The sequence below is a fragment of the Rhodanobacter sp. TND4EL1 genome, from assembly GCF_054061035.1.
The window spans coordinates 1,111,578-1,126,241 of the sequence record NZ_JBSSDT010000002.1 but is presented as its reverse complement, the minus strand read 5'-3'; the positions used below and the strand labels follow the sequence as shown (position 1 = coordinate 1,126,241).

The 14,664-nt window shown below is 65.1% G+C and carries 15 protein-coding genes; 4 read left to right on the top strand and 11 right to left on the bottom strand.

Features of this window, described 5'->3' with window-relative positions; all coding sequences use genetic code 11:
* Positions 1-44: 44 nt before the first annotated feature.
* Complete coding sequence (locus tag ACVWWQ_RS11680; protein ID WP_099653442.1) at positions 45-323, bottom strand: hypothetical protein; 279 nt, start codon at positions 321-323, stop codon at positions 45-47.
* A 35-nt stretch (positions 324-358) separates the two neighbouring features.
* Positions 359-1,759 carry a glutamate--tRNA ligase gene (gltX, locus tag ACVWWQ_RS11675; RefSeq protein ID WP_133947222.1) on the bottom strand — a complete coding sequence of 467 codons (1,401 nt, stop codon included), beginning with the start codon at positions 1,757-1,759 and terminating at the stop codon, positions 359-361.
* Positions 1,760-1,846: 87 nt separating this feature from the next.
* On the opposite strand from gltX, the gene ACVWWQ_RS11670 reads away from it, so the two are divergent.
* Complete coding sequence (locus tag ACVWWQ_RS11670) at positions 1,847-2,611, top strand: transporter (protein WP_457383399.1); 765 nt, start codon at positions 1,847-1,849, stop codon at positions 2,609-2,611.
* Between the two features lie 29 nt (positions 2,612-2,640).
* Here ACVWWQ_RS11670 and ACVWWQ_RS11665 read toward each other — a convergent pair whose 3' ends face one another.
* A complete protein-coding gene (locus ACVWWQ_RS11665; protein ID WP_133947224.1) occupies positions 2,641-3,075 on the bottom strand; it encodes a DUF4399 domain-containing protein in 435 nt (144 codons plus the stop codon).
* 111 nt (positions 3,076-3,186) lie between these two features.
* Between ACVWWQ_RS11665 and ACVWWQ_RS11660 the strand changes: the two genes are divergently transcribed.
* The gene (locus ACVWWQ_RS11660; RefSeq protein WP_133949220.1) at positions 3,187-4,347 is read left to right on the top strand and encodes a glycosyltransferase family 4 protein; all 1,161 of its coding nucleotides are present in this window, start codon (positions 3,187-3,189) and stop codon (positions 4,345-4,347) included.
* The gene (locus tag ACVWWQ_RS11655) at positions 4,316-4,879 is read left to right on the top strand and encodes a phosphatase PAP2 family protein (protein WP_133947226.1); all 564 of its coding nucleotides are present in this window, start codon (positions 4,316-4,318) and stop codon (positions 4,877-4,879) included. The genes ACVWWQ_RS11660 and ACVWWQ_RS11655 overlap by 32 nt, the downstream gene beginning before the upstream one ends.
* Before the next feature lie 441 nt (positions 4,880-5,320).
* On the opposite strand, the gene accD is transcribed toward ACVWWQ_RS11655, so the two are convergent.
* The 3 genes from accD to trpB are packed head-to-tail and all read right to left on the bottom strand — an operon-like array spanning position 5,321 to position 8,245.
* The gene (gene accD, locus ACVWWQ_RS11650; protein ID WP_133947228.1) at positions 5,321-6,190 is read right to left on the bottom strand and encodes an acetyl-CoA carboxylase, carboxyltransferase subunit beta; all 870 of its coding nucleotides are present in this window, start codon (positions 6,188-6,190) and stop codon (positions 5,321-5,323) included.
* Between the two features lie 46 nt (positions 6,191-6,236).
* Positions 6,237-7,037 (bottom strand): tryptophan synthase subunit alpha, encoded by an 801-nt coding sequence (trpA, locus tag ACVWWQ_RS11645; protein WP_133947230.1) that lies wholly within the window; start codon positions 7,035-7,037, stop codon positions 6,237-6,239.
* Positions 7,034-8,245, bottom strand: a complete 1,212-nt coding sequence (gene trpB, locus ACVWWQ_RS11640; RefSeq protein WP_133947232.1) for a tryptophan synthase subunit beta — start codon at positions 8,243-8,245, stop codon at positions 7,034-7,036. Before trpB ends, trpA begins: the two co-directional genes overlap by 4 nt.
* A 127-nt stretch (positions 8,246-8,372) precedes the next feature.
* Here trpB and ACVWWQ_RS11635 point away from each other — a divergent pair, with 127 nt between their 5' ends.
* Complete coding sequence (locus ACVWWQ_RS11635; protein ID WP_133949222.1) at positions 8,373-9,266, top strand: LysR family transcriptional regulator; 894 nt, start codon at positions 8,373-8,375, stop codon at positions 9,264-9,266.
* Positions 9,267-9,282: 16 nt separating this feature from the next.
* On the opposite strand, the gene ACVWWQ_RS11630 is transcribed toward ACVWWQ_RS11635, so the two are convergent.
* The 5 genes from ACVWWQ_RS11630 to ACVWWQ_RS11610 form a co-directional block, all read right to left on the bottom strand.
* A complete protein-coding gene (locus tag ACVWWQ_RS11630; protein WP_457383398.1) occupies positions 9,283-10,287 on the bottom strand; it encodes a cupin-like domain-containing protein in 1,005 nt (334 codons plus the stop codon).
* A 120-nt stretch (positions 10,288-10,407) separates the two neighbouring features.
* Complete coding sequence (locus ACVWWQ_RS11625) at positions 10,408-11,046, bottom strand: phosphoribosylanthranilate isomerase (RefSeq protein WP_133947235.1); 639 nt, start codon at positions 11,044-11,046, stop codon at positions 10,408-10,410.
* On the bottom strand, positions 11,043-11,840 hold the full coding sequence (gene truA / locus ACVWWQ_RS11620) for a tRNA pseudouridine(38-40) synthase TruA (protein WP_133947237.1): 798 nt from the start codon (positions 11,838-11,840) through the stop codon (positions 11,043-11,045). Before truA ends, ACVWWQ_RS11625 begins: the two co-directional genes overlap by 4 nt.
* Positions 11,841-11,939: 99 nt before the next feature.
* Entirely contained in the window at positions 11,940-14,279 is a 2,340-nt protein-coding gene (locus ACVWWQ_RS11615) for a FimV/HubP family polar landmark protein (RefSeq protein ID WP_133947239.1), read from the bottom strand.
* Positions 14,280-14,450: 171 nt separating this feature from the next.
* Positions 14,451-14,627, bottom strand: coding sequence for a hypothetical protein (locus tag ACVWWQ_RS11610; RefSeq protein WP_457383397.1), 177 nt, complete (start codon positions 14,625-14,627; stop codon positions 14,451-14,453).
* Between the last annotated feature and the right edge of the window lie 37 nt (positions 14,628-14,664).

Below are 14,664 nucleotides of genomic sequence, written 5' to 3'. Positions count from 1 at the left end.
CTCGTGAAGATCATACACCGCTGCCCGTGGGGTGCCGGCTGGCATCAATGGGGTAGCGGCGGTGGTTTCGCGCGGGGCGGCTGGCGTGGTTTGCCGAGGATCACGATCCAGCCGATCGGACCGAGTACCCAGGCCCAGACGATGCTTTCCAGCAATCGCCCGCGCCACCAGCCAAGCAAGGCACCTACCGCAACAAACAGCAGGTTCCACCAGAACATGGCTGCCCACGGCACCATATTCAACAGATTGAAGAAAACGTGCCAGAACGCCCCCGGCGCGTCGGGGTCGACGCCCTGGGTGGCCCTGGCCAGCCATTCGTCCATGTCGTGCTCAGCGGGTCATCGACATGGGGTCCGAATCAGCCGCGAGCCAGCGCGATGGCCGCGTCGATGCGCTTGAGCGCCTCGGCGCGTCCGGTCAGATAAAGGGTCTGGTCGATCGACGGCGATACCTGGGTACCGGTGATCGCGACCCGCAACGGCTGGGCGACCTTGCCCATGCCGAGTTCGTGCTTCGCCGCGACCTGTTCGATCACGTGATGGATCGGCTCCGGCTGCCACGCGCAGTCGGCGAGCAGCGCCTTCGCGGTTTCGAGCACGAGCACCGCAGTCTCGTTCTTCAGGTGCTTGGCGACCGCCTTGTCGTCCCACTCGAGAATCGGTCCGTACCAGATTTTCGCCCGCTCGGTCATTTCCTTGAGCGTGTGCACGCGATCACGCAGCGCCATGATCACCTCGGCCGGAGCCGGGCCGTGGTTGATGTCGACGCCTGCGCGCTGCAGGTGCCACTCGAACTCGGCCAGCAGCGACTGCGGCTCATCGGTCTTCAGATAATGCTGGTTGACCCACGCCAGCTTCTCGGTATCGAAGCGCGAGGCCGCCTTGTTGCAATCGCCGATGTCGAACAAAGCGATCATCTCCTCACGCGAGAAGATCTCCTGATCACCATGCGACCAGCCCAGCCGCACCAGGTAATTGAGGATCGCGTGCGGCAGGAAGCCGTCGGCGCGGTAGTCCATCACGCTGACCGCGCTGGTGCGCTTGGAAAGCTTCTTGCCTTCCTTGTCCAGGATCATCGGCAGGTGCGCGAACTCCGGCACCGGCGCGCCCAGCGCCTTGTAGATGTTGATCTGGCGCGGGGTGTTGTTGACGTGGTCATCGCCGCGGATCACCTCGGTGATACCCATGTCGATGTCGTCGACCACCACCGCGAAGTTGTAGGTTGGCCAGCCGTCGGAACGGAAGATCACCAGATCGTCCAGCTCGGTATTGGCCCACTCGATGCGGCCCTTCACCTTGTCCTCGAACACCACCGAGCCTTCGTGCGGGTTGCGGAAGCGGATCACGCGATTGGGGTCTTCACGGAAAGGTTCGTTGCGGTCGCGGTAGTAGCCGTTGTAACGCGGCTTCTCGCCATTCGCCATCGCGGTCTCGCGCATCGCCTCGATCTCGGCCTTGCTCTCGTAGGCGTAGTAGGCCTTGCCCGCAGCCACCAGCTCGTCGGCCACCTGCTTGTAACGCTCCAGGCGCCGGGTCTGGTAGAACGGACCCTCGTCGGCATCCAGATCGAGCCAGTGCATCGCGTCGAGAATCGCCTGCACCGCCTCGTCGGTGGAACGCTCGCGATCGGTGTCCTCGATGCGCAGGATGAATTCGCCGCCGCGGCGGCGCGACTCCAACCAGCAGTAGAGTGCGGTACGAGCGCCGCCGATATGCAGGAAGCCGGTGGGACTGGGGGCGAAGCGGGTGCGTACGGTCATGGGATTCTTTGCGAAGAGTGAAGCCAGGTGATGGATTTTAGCCGATACCGGGGCAACCGCCCGAACCTCCCACGACACCATGCGTGGATGCGACATCCCGGGCTGCCGATCATGCTCGCAGTGGGCGTGTTCGCCACCACGTCGGCACGAGCCGACAACCCCGGCTACGACCGCCCCGGGCTCGGCTTCAATCCGGCCGTACTGGGCCGGGGCGAGCTGACCCTCGAGCAGGGTCTGCCCACCTGGACTCAAGACAGCGGGCAAGGCATCCGCACTTCCCAATACACCCTCGACAGCCTGCTGCGACTGGGTCTGGGCAGCTCACTGGAACTGCAATGGGGTAATTCCCCATACAACCACCTGCGCCAAACCGACGCTGGAACCACGCTCAATCAGCACGGCCGTGGCGACAGCAACCTGGCCTTGAAACTCGCCCTGCCCTCGTCCAGCACCTCGTTCAGTTGGGGAGTGCTCGGAAGCGTCGAGTTCACCGACGGTGCCCGCGCATTCCGCAACGAGCAGCGCCAGTATCTGCTGGGCATGGCACTGGGCTGGCAACTTGATGCCGCCAACAGCATCGGCGCCTACGTGGAGAGTGTCCGGGCCGCCAACCAGGACAGCTATACCGTAGCGATCAATCGCAGCCACTCGCTGACGCCGGCGGTGACGCTTTACGTCGAAGCGGCATGGCAACGCCCGGCCGGCTCGACCGGCGGCACGCTGGCCGGTGCCGGCGTGGCCTGGCAGATTGATCGTCGGGTTCAACTCGACGCAGGTTTTCGGCACCGACTGTCCGGCCCATTGCCCGACTGGTGGGCCGGCTTGGGCGCTTCCGTTTTCTTCGGGCACTGACGCCAAACAAGCTGCCGCCCCGCCATGGCTCACTTCACGTCGATGGTGATCTTCTTCGACACCAGCGCCGGTTCGAACGGCACGTGGTTCTGATCGCCGAGTTCCAATTGCAGCGTGTGGGTTCCGGGGCTCAGCTTGAGCGTGGTCTGGGTCTGGCCACCGCCAAAGTGGATGTGATTCGCGTCAGCGGGAATCGGCTGGCCCGCGGCGGGCAACTGCTTCACGTCGACCAGCAGATGGTGGTGACCGGTGTGCTCCTTGCTCACCCCGGCTGGCGCGACACCCATACCCTTGAGACCGAAACGCACGGTGACATCCCGGCCCACGGTGGCGCCGTCCAGCGGCGAGATGATGTAGACCTCCGCATCGGCAGGCGCCGGGGTGACCGGCAGCGTGGGAGCGTCGGCAGCCATGGCCGATCCGGTAAGCCCCGTCAACGCAAGGGCAAGCAGGATGCGCTTCATCATCAATCTCCAGCGAATAGTTGAGTGCCAGTGTAAGCACAGCGTCACCCACCCGCCATGCCGATGCAACTCCACGCCGCGATGCTGGGTCAAGCCAGCACGGGTACGATCATGCGCATCGGCATTGTCAGCGAAACCTATCCACCGGAGATCAACGGCGTCGCGCTGACCGTCCACGGCTTCGCTGCCGGCCTCGCCGCCCGCGGCCATGACATCGAGCTGATTCGCCCACGCCAGCCGCTGCCGTATCACGACGAGCCCGGCATCGCCGTGACCGAACTGGGTGGAGCTTCCCTGCCCCGCTATCCCGAACTGCGCTTCGGATGGCCGGCCGGCCGAGCATTGTTTCGGCAGTGGTCGCGGCAACGCCCCGACGCCATCTACATCGCCACCGAAGGCCCGCTCGGCTGGTCGGCAGCGCGGGCCGCGAGGCGACTGGGCATTCCGTTGTGCAGCGGTTTCCACACGCGCTTCGATCATTACGCCAGCCACTACGGCATCGGCCTGCTGACGCCACTGATACGTGCCTACCTGCGCCGCTTCCACCAGCGCACCGCGGCCACGCTGGTGCCGACCAATGCACTTGCACGGGAATTGAACGCCATGGGCATCACCAATGCACACTTGTTGCGCCGCGCGGTGGATACGCAGCTGTTTCATCCCGGGCGACGCCATGAAGCGCTGCGCGCCAGCTGGGGTGTCGACCCTGCCACGCCAGTGGTGCTGTACGTCGGACGCATCGCCGCCGAAAAGAATCTCGAACTGGCGATCCAGACCTTTTCCGCCATTCGGCAGCAGGTGCCGCAGGCGCGTTACCTCTGGGTCGGCGATGGCCCGGCGCGGCCGGCATTGCAGGCGGCACATCCGGACTTCATCTTTGCCGGCATGCAGCGCGGCGAGGCACTGGCCCGGCACGTGGCCAGCGCCGACATGTTCCCGTTTCCCAGTCTCAGCGAAACTTTCGGCAACGTGATCATCGAGGGCCTGGCTGCCGGACTGCCGATCGTGGCCTATGCCGAAGGCGCCGCCCGCGAACATCTGCAGGATGGCATCAACGGCTATTGCGTCGAGTCCGGAAACGCACGCGCCTTTGTCGACGCCGCCGTGCGACTGGCCAGCAACCCCGCGCTGATCCGCCACATGGGCCGCGCCGCCCGCGCCAGCGTGGCCGGCCTTTCGCCAGAGTCGGTGATTCGCGATTTCGAAAGCCTGCTGCGCGAGATGGCCGAGGAGAACCTGCATGAACATGCCGCCGTCACTGCCCACTTCTGACTTCACGCCGGGGCCGCGCTTCGCACTGGACCGTCGGGTTTGCATGATCGCCAATCACTGGGGCGCGCGTCGCGTGGTGGGATGGTTCTTCATCGGCATCAGCCGATTGGGCGACGGCGTGTTCTGGTACGTGTTGATGCTCGCGCTGGGCTTGCTCGATGGTCAGCGCGGTCGGCTCGCCGCGCTGCACATGGCAGCTACGGGACTGGTCGCGCTGCTGCTGTATCAAGGACTCAAGCGCTGGACGAAGCGCCCGCGTCCGTACCGCGCCTGCCCCGGCGTCATCGCGCACCTGCCGCCGCTGGATGAATTCAGTTTCCCGTCCGGCCATACCTTGCAGGCAGTGGGCTTTACCGTGGTGGCGCTCGCCTGGTATCCGCCACTGGCGCCACTGCTGCTGACTTTCACCACGCTGGTCGCGGCATCACGAGTGATTCTTGGATTGCACTATCCCAGTGACGTGCTCGCCGCGATCGTCCTCGGCGGCGGTCTGGGCGCTGCATCGGCCTGGCTGTTGCCGACAGCGGCGTGAGCCCGCCCACTGCGCAGTATTTGCGCACGCCGTCGTGACTTCCTTTGCGCTCAGACAGATAGCCTACTTGTCCACAGGCTTTACCCGGCACGCTCCACAATCGCTGTGGAGAACTTCGCGCGACTGCGCAAAAAAGCGACAAACCAAGCCAAGTGCCCGCCAGCAAAAGGCGAATGGATGTTGTCCACAGGCTTGTACATGGCTCACCCACATTTGCTGTGGAAAACTGTGCCACGCAAACGGGGAGAACCGTTGATGCACACGACATCAGTGTGGGCAATGCATGACCAGCGTGTAGCAAGTCACTGATCGGCAAGCGCGGAATCGCGCTTGTCCACAGGCTTTACCGCAACACTTCCACAGCGGCTGTGGAAAACCCTGACGCAAATACGACGATGCCGCCCGAAGGCGGCATCGCTCGCGAACCGAAGGCGATCCGGCTCAGGCTGCGCGATCGGCCCGGGTCAGGATGCCGAACAGGTCGGCCAGCTTGTCGCGCATCTCGCGGCGATCGACGATCAGGTCGATCGCACCGTGGTCGACCAGGAACTCCGAACGCTGGAAACCTTCCGGCAGGGTCTCGCGCACGGTCTGCTCGATCACCCGTGGACCGGCAAAGCCGATCAGTGCCTTCGGCTCGCCGATGTTGATGTCTCCGAGCATCGCCAGGCTGGCGGAGACGCCGCCGGTGGTCGGATTGGTCAGCACGCTGATGTATGGCACGCCGGCATCGCGCAGGCGCGCCAACGCAGCCGAGGTCTTGGCCATCTGCATCAGCGAGAACAGCGCTTCCTGCATGCGCGCACCGCCGGTGGCGGAGAAACACACCAGCGCACTCTTGTCGGCCAGCGCGCGCTCGGCGGCGCGGGCGAATTTCTCGCCGACCACCGAACCCATCGAGCCGCCCATGTAGGCAAACTCGAACGCCACTGCCATCAGCGGACGGCCCTTGAGCTTGCCGCTCATGGCGACCATCGCATCCTTCTCGCCCAGCTTTTTCTGGGTGGCGGTGATGCGATCGCGGTATTTCTTGGAGTCACGGAATTTCAGCGGATCGGTGGGCTCGAGGTTGGCCCACAATTCCTGTGCCGAGCCTTCATCGAGGAGCGCGTCCAGGCGCATGCGCGCGCTGATGTAATGATGGTGACCGCACTTCGGGCACACCATCAGGTTGCGCTCAAGCTCCGGCTTGTACAGCACGGTGCCGCAACCGCCACACTTTTCCCACACGCCCTCGGGCACCGAACCCTTGCCGCCATTGACACCCTGCGGACGGGTGCGCGGAGTCATGATTTTTTGCAGCCAATTCATCGCAACACCTCAAACGTTCCTGACCCGAAACGGTCAGGTGACCGTCTCAGTGTGCATCCAGCGCCGCACGGATCGGCTGCAGGAAATCCCGTGCTCGATCCGCGATATCCGCCGCATCCGTGGCACCTGCCAACCTTTCGACCAACGCACTGCCGATCACCACCGCGTCGGCAAACCCGCCGATCGCCACGGCACTGGCCGCATCACGGATACCGAAGCCCACCGCCACCGGTGCCTTGGCGCGGGCGCGAATGTCGGCAACCCGTGCGGCAATGTCACTGGTGCTCAGCTGACCCGCCCCGGTGATGCCGGCGAACGACACATAATACAGGAAGCCTTCGGCCGAACCGCACAGCTGCGCCATACGCACGGGTGCGGTGGTGGGCGCGGCCAGCAGAATCTGCTGCAGGCCGGCCTCGCGCAGCGGTTGCAACACCGCCGATTCCTCCAGCGGACAGTCGACCAGCAGCACGCCATCGACACCGGCCGCGACCGCTTCCTGCGCAAAGCGCGCGTAGCCGTGGATCTCGACCGGATTCAGATAGCCCATCAGCACGATCGGCGTATCGGCATCGCGCTGACGGAATTCACCGACCCAGCCCAGCACTTCGTTGAGGCCGACACCTTTCGCGATCGCGCGTTCGCTGGCGTGCTGAATCACCGGCCCATCCGCCATCGGGTCGGAGAACGGCACACCCAACTCGATCAGGTCGGCACCGGCGTCGACCAGCGCGTGCATCAGGACAACCATGTGTTCGGGCGCCGGATCGCCGGCGGTGACGAACGGAATCAGGCCGGTGCGGCTTGCGCTCTTGAGCGCGGCGAAGCGGCGGTCGATGCGGCTCATACCTGGACTCCTTCGCGCGCGGCAATGGTGTGCACGTCCTTGTCGCCACGACCGGACAGGTTGCACAGCACGATGCCGTCCTTCGGCAGCTCGCGCGCCAGTTTCATTGCCTGGGCCACCGCGTGGCTGGATTCCAGCGCGGCGAGGATGCCTTCGGTGCGTGCCAGCAGATGGAACGCTTCCATCGCCTCGTCATCCGTCACGCCGACATACTCGGCGCGGCCGGCATCCTTCAGGAACGCATGCTCGGGGCCGACGCCGGGGTAATCGAGTCCGGCCGAAATGGAGTGCGTCTCGGTGATCTGGCCGTTGTCATCGCACAGCACGTAAGTGCGGTTGCCGTGCAGCACGCCGGGGCGGCCGGCTGCCAGCGAGGCCGCATGATGCCCGGTCGCGATGCCCTCGCCCGCCGCCTCGGCGCCGACGATGCGCACGTCGGCATCATTGAGGAATTCGTGGAACAGGCCGATCGCGTTGGAGCCGCCACCGACGCACGCGGTCAGCACGTCCGGCAGGCGGCCGTACTGCTCCAGCATCTGCGCACGCGCCTCGCGCCCGACGATCGCGTTGAAATCGCGCACCATCTTCGGATACGGATGCGGACCGGCCACGGTGCCGATGATGTAGAACGTGTCGGCCACGTTGGTGACCCAGTCACGCATCGCCTCGTTCAGCGCGTCCTTCAAGGTCTTCGAGCCGGACGTGACCGGCACCACCTCGGCGCCGAGCAGCTTCATCCGGTAGACGTTGATCTTCTGCCGCTCGATGTCGACCGCGCCCATGTAGACCACGCACTTCATGCCGAAACGCGCCGCCACGGTGGCGCTGGCCACGCCGTGCTGGCCGGCACCGGTTTCGGCGATGACCCGCTGCTTGCCCATGTGCCGGGCCACCAGCGCCTGCCCGATGGTGTTGTTGATCTTGTGCGCGCCGGTGTGGTTGAGATCCTCGCGCTTGAGCAGGATGCGCGCGCCACCCACGTGCTGGGACAGCCGTTCGGCGTGATAGATCGGACTGGGTCGCCCGACGTAATGTTTCAGGTCGCGATCCAGTTCGGCGAGGAACGCCGGATTCTTGCGCAGTCGCTCGTAGGCCTCGCTCAACTCGGCCAGCGGCGCCATCAGGGTTTCGGCCACGTAGCTGCCACCGTAGTCGCCGAAACGGCCGTGCTGGTCGGGCCAGCGGTGGTAGTCCTGGATCGTCGGCATGTGCGGATTCCTGTGCGAAAAGCTGGAGCCCCACATAGTCGGGGGCAGGATCAAGTCTCAGGTTATCGCATCACCAGGCCTGCACAAAAGCGATAAGATCGCCACCATACGTCAGGAAAACTCAATGATGCCAGGGCGCGAACTGCCACCACTGAATGCCTTGCGCGCCTTCGAGGCAGTGGCTCGCCTGCACGGCGTCAGCCGTGCCGCAGCGGAACTGCACGTCACCCACGGCGCCATCAGCCGGCAATTGCGCCTGCTGGAAGACACGCTTGGCCGCGCACTTTTCATGCGGCAAGGGCGCGGCCTGGCGCTGACCGACGCCGGCGAACAACTGCACGACGGCATCGGCACCGCCTTCGACCAATTGCGTGACACCTGGGCCGGACTGCGCCAACGCAACGCACAGGCACCCTTCGTGCTCGGCTGTGCCAGCAGCCTGCTGGCGCGCTGGCTGATCCCGCGACTGGATCGCCTCGCCCATGACCTGCCCGATCTGCAATTGCATCTGTCGGCACAGGAATCCTCGGCCACGCCGGAGCTGGGCAATCTGGACGCGCTGTTGCTGCTCGCCGCGCCACCGTGGCCGGCAGGCTGGCAGGTGGAAACACTGGCACCGGAACGGACCGGCCCGGTGGTCAGCCCGCGTTATCCGGGTTGGCCGGCGTTGCAGAACCAACCACCCGAATGCCTGCTCGACGAACCGGTGCTGCACACCACCTCGCGCCCGCAGGCATGGTCCGAATGGCTGCTCGGCGCAGGATTGCCGCCGCCACGCGCGCCCGGCGGAGCCGGCTTTCCGCATCTTTACCATTTGCTGGAAGCGGCGATCGCCGGTCTCGGCGTGGCGATTGCGCCGGCACCGCTGGTGGCCGACGAACTGGCCAGCGGCCGCCTGCTGGCACCGTGGGGATTCCAGCCGACTCCCGGCAGCTGGATTCTGGCCACGCCGCAGCGCTCGGGTGATCGGCGCGCCGCCGCCCTGGTGCAATGGCTGCGGCAGGAATTGGCGGGCGGCTGAGCTTTGCGAATCCACGCTACAAATAGCGACGGATCATGTCCTTCAGTTGCCCCACCCGCTCGGATGTCAGCGGACCGAGGATGCCGCGCGCGCGTTCCGGAATGTGCGCCGCCGGATCCTCCTCGCCAAACACGTAATGATCAAGCAGCAGCCGCCAGGCTGCGCGATCGGCCGGATCCAGCGACTTGAAACTGAGGATCGCATGCAGCAATCCATCCAGCGCCGTCGGCGTGGCACGCCCCCGACCAATGCCCGGAATCCACCAGTAATTGACCAGCGCATTGATCTGCTGCATTGACGCCACGTGGTGCCACCACAGCGGCGGAATGTAGATCGCGTCACCTGGCAGCAGTTCGGCGAATTGCGCGTGAGCCAGCGCTTCGCGCAGGCGCGGGAAACGCGGATCGTCGAGCTGGTCAAGTCGGGCCATGCTGATTGCCGCACCCGTGGGCGCGAAATCGAGCGGCCCGACATAGAGGTTGCGCACCTGTTCGGGAGGAAACAGCGTGAAGCGCCGGCTGCCACAGACCACGCAGGCGATGTTCGCGTATTCGTCGAAATGCGCCGGCGTGGTGACGCGGTTGCCCAGCCACAGTCGCGGCTGGATCCGCGAGTCGAGAAAAGGCAACCCGTGCCCGGCCAGAAACTCCGGCAGACAATCGGCAATCAGTGCGCTCTGCAAAGCCAGCCCGGGCGGATCCGCCTGGCGGCTGTAGCTGGCCAACCGCTGCAACGCATGGGTTACCGATACCTGGAAATGCTCGTAGTTGAAACCGGTGCAGCTGACGTCATAACCGACCACGCCAGCTTCGTCGGGGGGCAGCCGCAGGACATTCACCTCGGTGCCGTTGTCCCAACCGGCCAACTGCTGCGCAAAGGTCGTATCCGACTGGAGCGCGCTGCGCACCAGCGGCCAGTCGCGGCACAGTCCACGCAGCACCAGCGGGCGATCGTGGCCGGTGATCTCGTCCAGTCCGAGCGGTTGAGCGGTCCGGCGATATTCTTCGATGGCAGCAGGCATGCAGTTCATCCGTCGCCGGAAAGGATCATCCGGCCATGCTATCGCGCGTGCCGGATGCCGTCATCGGCGCACGCCGGATTCGCAGACCCCGGCCATTCGTCGAGCGACCATCGCGGTCACCTAGGGGTTGAACGACCGTTGCGCATCCACTTCGCGAACGGCCCGGACAAACGCCGCCAGCTTGACCGGATCCTTGATGCCCGGGGCCGACTCGACGCCACTCGCCACATCCACCGCGAACGGCTGCGCCTTCCTGATTGCCTCGCCGACATTGCCGGCATGCAGGCCACCGGCAAGAATCATGGGCAAACCCAGACCGGCCGGTAGCGTGCGCCAGTCAAACACCTTGCCGGTACCACCTGCTTCGCCGGCGGCATGGCTATCCAGCAGGATCGCCGCGGCGTGGGGATACTCGTCGAAACGCGGCGATGCCGCCGCGCCATCGCCCATCGCGATCGCCTTCAGGAAGGAGCGTTCGAACTGGGTGCACCATGCGTCGCTTTCGCGACCGTGAAACTGAAGCAGCGTGGGGCGGACTTCGTCGAGCACCTGGCGCACCAGGCTTGCCTCGTCATCCATGAACAAGGCCACCGTCGCGACAAACGGCGGCAATGCGTCGACGATCGCGCGCGCCTGGGTGAGCGAGACGCGCCGCTTGCTGCGCCCGGTGAACACCAGGCCGATCGCATCGACACCTAGCCGGGTGGCCAGCAGCGCATCCTCGACCCGGGTCATGCCGCAGCATTTGATGCGCGTCACGGCGGTGATCCCGCCGGCGCGCGATCAACCAGACACACCTCGTCCGGCAGTCCCCAGTGGCGCTCGTAACGCGGGCCGATGAAGGTCAGCCCCGAGGATGGCGCCGTCGGACCGGCCACCTGCCGATCACGTCCGGCCAGCAGCTCGCCCAGCCATTCGATCGGCCGCTCGCCGCGGCCGATCAACAGCAACGAGCCGACGATATTGCGCACCATGTGATGCAGGAAGGCATTCGCTTCGATGTCGACGAAAAGCTGTTCGCCCTCGCGCCTCACGCTCACCGCAAGTGCGCTGCGTCGCGGGTGGGCAGCCTGGCACGACAACGCGCGGAACGCGCTGAAATCATGTTCACCCAGCAGCGCCTGGGCTGCATCGTGCATGCGGTCGGCATCCAGCGGCAGCCTTTCCCAGGTCACATAGCGGGCATCCAGCGCCGCCCGCACCGGCCGATTCAGGATGTGATAGCGATAACGCCGGCTGCGCGCGGCGTATCGCGCATGGAAGCTGTCCAGCACCGGTTGCGCCCACAGCACGGCCACACTGGCCGGCAGATTGGAACATGCACCAAGGATCCAGCTGCGCATGTCGCGCGGCGCCTCGGTGTCGAAATGCACGACCTGGCAACGGCCATGGACGCCCGCATCGGTACGCCCCGCACAGCTGACCTCGACCGGATGCGCGGCGACCCTGGACAATGCCTGTTCCAGCGCACCCTGCACGCTGGCGTCCGACTTCAGCCGCTGCCAGCCGCAGAAATCGGTGCCGTCGTATTCAATGCCCAGAGCGATACGCATGGATCGTGCAGAACCTGAAGGGAAGCGCAGAAGATTAACAGGCCGAAACGGCATCGGGCCGGCTAGGCCGGCCCGATGCGATACATCAGGACAGAAAACTCAGTGCAGACTGTCGAGCAGGCGCTTGGCCACGTCGCGCTGCATCTGGCTGCCTTCATTCATCACCTCACCCAACATGGCGCGAGCACCGTCGGCATCGCCCATGTCGACATAGGCGCGCGCGAGGTCGAGTTTGGTATCCACCGGATCGTCATTGAACTCGCCAAGATCGTGACCCTGGTCCGCACTGTGCGAGAAGTTCTCCGCCTCGTCGAAGTTCCAGTCCGAGTCCGACTCCGCCGCTGCCGCAGGAACAACCGCGGCCACATTTTCCACAGCGGCTTCCGGATGCGCCGACGCCTCTGCTGACGGATGGGTGAGATCGAAATTGAAGTTGTACTCGCTGACCTTTTTCGGTGCCTCACCCGGCAGCGGCGGCATCGACGGATGGACCGGGGAAGCCTGGGACTTGTCGGCGTAGTCGTCGATGTCGAACTCTCCGCGCGGGTCGACGTCGTCGTGCGCGATGAATTCTTCATGGTGATCGAACAACGGATGGCCGGGCACGAGATCCTCGCCCATGTGCAACACATCCTGCCACTCGTCCTGCTGCGGATCCGTAATATGGGCATGCATCGCCTCGGCCGCTGCCTCGAAATGATCGACGTCGCGACGCGAGTAGTAAAGCGTGACCAGTTCCAGATGCAGGCCGATGTCATCCGGGTGCTCGGCCAGTTGGTCGAGCAATTCTTCCTGGTCGACGTCGTCGCCCGCGGAATCCTGTTCGGCCACGCCAGCGGTGGAACCGAAGCGATCGGCCAGCGACTGCGAGGATTTGGGACCGGTGGCCACCGGCTTGCGCCGACGACCCAACATGGCAAGCAGAATCAGCAAGACCAGCGCACCGGCACCTGCTGCCCATGCCCACGTCTGCATGTACCACGGCTGTTCCTCCACGGCTGCCCGTGTCGTTGCCGGATGCCGCGTGACGGGCTTGGCTGCCGGTTTGGTGACCGGCGGTTCGGCGGGCTTGACCACCGCCGGCTCCGCCAACGGCGTGGTGACCGTCGTCGCGGCGGACGCGGGAATGCTTGCACCCGCCACGGCTGCCGGGGTCACGGGCTCTTTCGCGGTGCCCGCATGAGCAGGGGCAGCGCCCACATCGGCCTTCTGCGCAAGCTCGGAAACGGCGGAAGTCGCCGCAGTCTCGGCGCCAGCCTCTTTCGCCGAGGCGACGGTTGATTCGGCAGCAGGCGGCAGACCGGCGCTTTTCCTTGCGGCTGCAAGCTTCGCCTGAAGCTCGGCGATCTCATTGTCCTTCAATGACAACAGACGCTCGTTCTTGCTGTTGATGTCGCCAAGGTCCTTCAACCGGGTCTTCAGGTCCGAACTTTGCTGTTGCAGGCTGGCGAGACTTTCCTGCGTACGCAACAGATCCTGGCGCAAGCTGCCAGCGGACTTGTCAGCTGATCCGGTACCCGGACTTCCGGCATGGCCGTCCTGTTTCGCCGGGACCAGGGCCAGCCGGTCGCCGGTGTCGCTCGGAGTGGCGACGCTGGCACTGGACGTGCGGGTGGCCGCATCGGCCACGACGGTGGGTTTGCCCGGCGCGCCGGCGCGCCAGTCGCTGTTCTGCCGGCGAACCTCGGCGGCAGCGGCCGCCATCGTCATCGCCTGCGCTTCGGCCGAGGTCGGCACGCGCAGCACGGCGCCGCTCTTCAATGCATTGATGTTGTCGCGGTAGAAAGCATCCGGATTGGCCTGCTTGATCGCCAGCATCATCTGCTGCACGTCGACACCGGACGGTGCCACATTGCGCGCGATGCCCGACAAGGTCTGGCCCCGCTCAACCGGCCCCAGCTGGCCGCTGCTGGTCGGCGCTGCCGGCGTCCGCGTCGGTGTCGCCGCCTTGGGTTCACTCGCGACAGGTGCCGGGGCGGCAGGCCGGGCATGCTGAACGGGCCTGGCGGGCGCGGGGGAAGCCGCGATGGGAGCCGCCGACATGGCATTCGGCGGATCAAGCAGGATGGCGTACTCACGCACGCTCTTGCCGGCCTTGCCGTTCACTTCAATCAGCAGATCAAGGAAGGGGTCGTCGACCGGAGCGCTGCTGGTGATGCGGATCACTGACCGACTGTCGCCGGCTTTGGTCACGCTGAAATGCAACGGGATCGACGTGCGGCCGCCCACGATCCCGGCGCGCGCGAACTCTTCGCTGGACGCCAGCTGGACCGTGAGGCCCTGCAACTCCGCCGGATTGTCGGGATGCAGAGGGATCTCCGCCAGCAGCGGCTGCCCCAGCGCCGATTTGACCTGGATCTTGCCCAGATCCATGGCCATCGCCTGGCTGGTGCCCAATGCCAACGCGATCAGCACCGACAATTTCAACGAACGATTCATGCGTGTTCCCCCGAACGATCCTGACGCAACTCTCTAGGTTGGCGTTGCCGCCATAGTGTTTACTGCCCCAAACTGAGGTGCCACTTTAGTTACAAGAGCGCCAATCAACAATAGGCGTGGCGAATACTTGCGGCGCATTGCTGCAGCGCGTTCTCACTGCCGTGTCCTGCTTCAATGTTGTTCGCCGGCATGAGCCGACTGCAACTCCTGCAATTGTTTCTGCAACTCGGCGATCTTGCTGTCCTGCTGCTGCAGACGGTCGCTGGCTCGCTGACTGTCCGATTCCTGCCGCTTCACCTCGCGCTCCAGACGCTTGATCTCCGCCTCGCTCCGCACCACTTTCCGCATTGCCTTCGGTGAGGTCGGTGATGAGGTCGAGGCCGCC